At 74.0% G+C, this 3859-nt stretch carries 3 protein-coding genes and 1 pseudogene; 3 read left to right on the forward strand and 1 reads right to left on the reverse strand.

All coding sequences use genetic code 11. From position 1 onward, the window contains the following. Positions 1-218, reverse strand: a pseudogene (locus tag ACTUAL_RS07985) (PucR family transcriptional regulator); the annotation flags it as partial. 119 nt (positions 219-337) lie between these two features. On the opposite strand from ACTUAL_RS07985, the gene pruA reads away from it, so the two are divergent. From pruA to ACTUAL_RS08000, 3 genes are all read left to right on the forward strand, one after another. Continuing rightward, positions 338-1966, forward strand: coding sequence for an L-glutamate gamma-semialdehyde dehydrogenase (gene pruA / locus ACTUAL_RS07990; protein ID WP_440899797.1), 1629 nt, complete (start codon positions 338-340; stop codon positions 1964-1966). Positions 1967-1969: 3 nt separating this feature from the next. Beyond that, a complete protein-coding gene (locus tag ACTUAL_RS07995; protein ID WP_440899798.1) occupies positions 1970-2893 on the forward strand; it encodes a proline dehydrogenase family protein in 924 nt (307 codons plus the stop codon). Between the two features lie 211 nt (positions 2894-3104). After that, positions 3105-3752 carry a class I SAM-dependent methyltransferase gene (locus tag ACTUAL_RS08000; RefSeq protein ID WP_440899799.1) on the forward strand — a complete coding sequence of 216 codons (648 nt, stop codon included), beginning with the start codon at positions 3105-3107 and terminating at the stop codon, positions 3750-3752. The last annotated feature ends 107 nt before the right edge of the window (positions 3753-3859 follow it).

Genomic DNA, 3859 nt, shown 5'->3' on the forward strand with positions numbered 1-3859 from the left:
ACCGCCGCCGCGCCCCCGACCCCGGCCGCCCTGACCAGCGGCAACGCCGCCCGGCCGCGCGCGCCGATGACCAGCGCGAGGTCACCGGGCCGCACGAGCGGCACGTCCTCCGGGTCGAGGATGACGATGTCGCGGACGTCCGCCTCCAGCCCGCGCGGCGCGGCCCGCACCTCCACCAGCTCCTCGCCCAAGGCCATCAGCACCTGGCGCAGGCTCATGCTCTTTTGTCCATTCGTACAACGGCGGAATGGCAAGCCTAGACGTGCGGACAACGGTGCGCAGGTGACCGCGACCTACCGTTGCGGTACCCCAGCAGCACGTCGCGAAGGAGCCTGCCGTGGATGCCGTGACCTCAGTGCCCGCCCCGGTCAACGAGCCGGTGCTCGGCTACGCCCCCGGAACGCCCGAGCGCGCCGAGCTGCAGGCCAAGCTGGCCGAGCTGGCCAAGGAGCCGCTGGAGCTGACCGCGACCATCGGCGGCGAGCAGCGCGTCGGCGGCGGCGAGCGGTTCGACGTGGTGCAGCCGCACAACCACCGCGCGGTGCTGGGCACCCTGCACGGCGCCACCCACCAGGACACCCGCGACGCGCTGGAGGCGGCCCGCGCCGCCGCGCCCGCGTGGCGCGCCCTGTCCTTCGACGACCGCGCCGCGATCCTGCTGCGCGCCGCCGACCTGCTGGCGGGCCCGTGGCGCTCCACGCTGAACGCGGCCACCATGCTGGGCCAGTCCAAGACCGCGATCCAGGCCGAGATCGACGCGGCCTGCGAGCTGATCGACTTCTGGCGCTTCAACGTCCACTTCGGCCGCCAGCTGCTGGCCGAGCAGCCCAAGTCCAGCCCCGGCGTGTGGAACCGCACCGACCACCGCCCGCTGGAGGGCTTCGTCTACGCGATCACCCCGTTCAACTTCACCGCGATCGCGGGCAACCTGCCGACCGCGCCCGCCCTGATGGGCAACGTGGTGCTGTGGAAGCCCTCGCCCACGCAGAGCTTCGCCGCGCACCTGACCATGCGGCTGCTGGAGGAGGCGGGGATGCCTCCGGGCGTGATCAACCTGCTGCCCGGCGACGGCCTCGCGGTGTCCGAGGTGGCGCTGGCCGACCCGGACCTCGCGGGCATCCACTTCACCGGGTCCACCAGGACCTTCCAGCACCTGTGGGGCCAGGTCGGCGCGAACATCGCCGGGTACCGCTCGTACCCGAGGATCGTCGGCGAGACCGGCGGCAAGGACTTCGTGCTCGCCCACCCGTCGGCCGACCCCGAGGTGCTGCGCACGGCGCTGGTGCGCGGCGCGTTCGAGTTCCAGGGCCAGAAGTGCTCGGCGGCCGCGCGCGCCTACGTGCCGCGCTCGGTGTGGAACCGGATCAAGGACGACTTCCTGGCCGAGGTCGAGTCGCTGAAGATGGGCGACGTCACCGACTTCTCCAACTTCCTGGGCGCGGTCATCGACCGCCGCTCGTTCGACAAGCTGTCCGGCGTGCTGGAGGCGGCGCGCTCGGACTCGTCGCTGGAGGTCGCGGCGGGCGGCACGGCCGACGACTCCGAGGGCTTCTTCGTGCGCCCGACCGTGCTGCTGGGCTCGGACCCGGAGCACGACGTGTTCCGCACCGAGTACTTCGGCCCGGTGCTGGCCGTGCACGTGTACGAGGACGGCGACTACGACACCGTGCTCAAGCAGATGGAGTCGGTGTCCCCGTACGGCCTGACCGGCGCGATCATCGCCCGCGACCGGGCGGCCGTCGCGCACGCCCAGCAGGTGCTGCGGTTCGCGGCGGGCAACTTCTACGTCAACGACAAGCCGACCGGCGCGGTCGTCGGCCAGCAGCCGTTCGGCGGCGGCCGGGCGTCCGGCACCAACGACAAGGCAGGCTCGGTGCACAACCTGCTGCGCTGGGTCAGCCCGCGCTCCATCAAGGAGACCTTCGTGGCCCCGACCTCGGTCGCCTACCCCCACCAGGAGGGCTGACCCGTGCTGCGCTCGGCACTGCTCGCGGCCTCGCGCTCGTCGGCGGCGAGGTCCCTGGTGGAGAGCACCCCGCTGACCAAGCCGGTGGTGCGCAGGTTCGTCGCGGGCGAGACCACCGCGGACGCGATCGCCGCGACCGGTGAGCTGCTCGCGGACGGCAGGCTCGTCACCCTCGACCACCTGGGCGAGGACACGAAGGACGCCGCGCAGGCGGCGGGCACGGTGCGCGCGTACGTGGAGCTGCTGGGGCGGCTGGACGACGCGGGCTACGCGGACCGGGCCGAGGTGTCGGTGAAGCTGTCGGCGGTGGGCCAGTTCCTGCCGGTGGACGGCGAGAAGATCGCGCTGGAGAACGCCAGGGCGATCTGCTCGGCGGCGGCCGACGCGGGCACGACGGTCACCCTGGACATGGAGGACCACACCACCACCGACTCGACGCTGTCGGTGCTGCGCGAGCTGCGGGTGGACTTCCCGTGGGTCGGCGCGGTGCTCCAGGCGTACCTGAGGCGGACCGAGCAGGACTGCCGCGACCTGGCGGTGGCGGGCTCGCGGGTGCGGCTGTGCAAGGGCGCGTACCAGGAGCCGGAGTCGGTGGCGTACCAGTCCAAGGCCGAGGTGGACCTGGCGTACGTGCGGTGCCTGAAGGTGCTGATGGCGGGCGAGGGCTACCCGATGGTGGCCTCGCACGACCCGAGGCTGATCGCGATCGCCGGTGAACTGGCGGCGGGGCGCGGGGCCGACGGGCACGAGCACCAGATGCTGTACGGGATCAGGCCGGACGAGCAGGTGCGCCTGGCGGCCGAGGGCAAGCGGATGCGCGTGTACGTGCCGTACGGCGGGGAGTGGTACGGGTACTTCATGCGCCGCCTCGCCGAGCGCCCGGCGAACGTGGCGTTCTTCCTGAGGTCGCTGGCGACCACGGGGTGACGCGCGGGCGCGCGTGAGGTGTGCCGGACCCCGGACCGGGGCCCGCCTTCGAGGCGGGTCCCGGTTCCGTCGTTCCAGGGGGAGGACGCGGGCGGCTGATCCCACCGGCAGCGGTGTCGGCCGGGCGCGCGCGGCGCTAGCGTGCCGGGGCAGGAGCACCGGCGATCGTGGTGCCGGGCCGCCCCCGGCGCCGGGACAGGAGCGCTGCGCGATGACCGTCCACGGCGGACACCTCCCCGATCCGGCCGCGCGGGCGTTCGACGCGCTCGGCGCGGACTACGAGCGGGCCTTCGCGGACCTGCCCGAGCAGCTCGCCGCGCTCGACTGGTTGCTGGCGGAGCTGCCCGAGGGGGCGCGGGTGCTCGACGTCGGGTCGGGCACCGGCAGGCCCACCGCGGAGCGGCTGGTCGCCGCCGGGCACCGGGTGACCGGGTGCGACGTGTCCACGACGATGGTCGAGCTGGCCCGCGAGCGGGTGCCGGGGGCGCGGTTCGAGCTGGTGGACGTGCGCGAGCTGCCCGCCGCGCCGGAGTCGCTGGACGCGGTCACCGCGTTCTTCCCGCTGCTCCAGATGCCGCGCGCCGACCAGGCCCGCGTGCTGGCCGACCTCGCCGACCGGCTGGTCCCCGGCGGTCTGCTGGCCGTGGCGACCGTGCCCGCCGACGTCGAGGGCGTGGACCTGGTCTGGCTGGGCCAGCCGGTGCGCTGCACGAGCTTCCCGGCGCCCGCGTTCCGCGCGCTGGTCGAGTCCACCGGGCTGCGCGTCGAGCACGAGCGGCACGGCGAGTTCACCCCGGACTTCCCCGGCGCCGTCCCGGAGGAGCACCTGTTCCTGCTGGCCCGCAAGCCGTTGAACTAGCGCCCGCCCCGCGCGCGCTCGCTCTCCCGCCCGCTGAACCGCTCCCGCTCCCCCAGCTCCCGCAACCGCCCCCTGGCCTCCTCGGGGTCCGGGTGGGCGCGCACCAC

The sequence above is a fragment of the Actinosynnema sp. genome (assembly GCF_052038725.1).

Bases quoted from the DNA above. Each gene is read 5' to 3' on its own strand.
- ACTUAL_RS08000 (WP_440899799.1), top strand. From the start codon at position 3,105: ATGACCGTCCACGGCGGACACCTCCCCGATCCGGCCGCGCGGGCGTTC.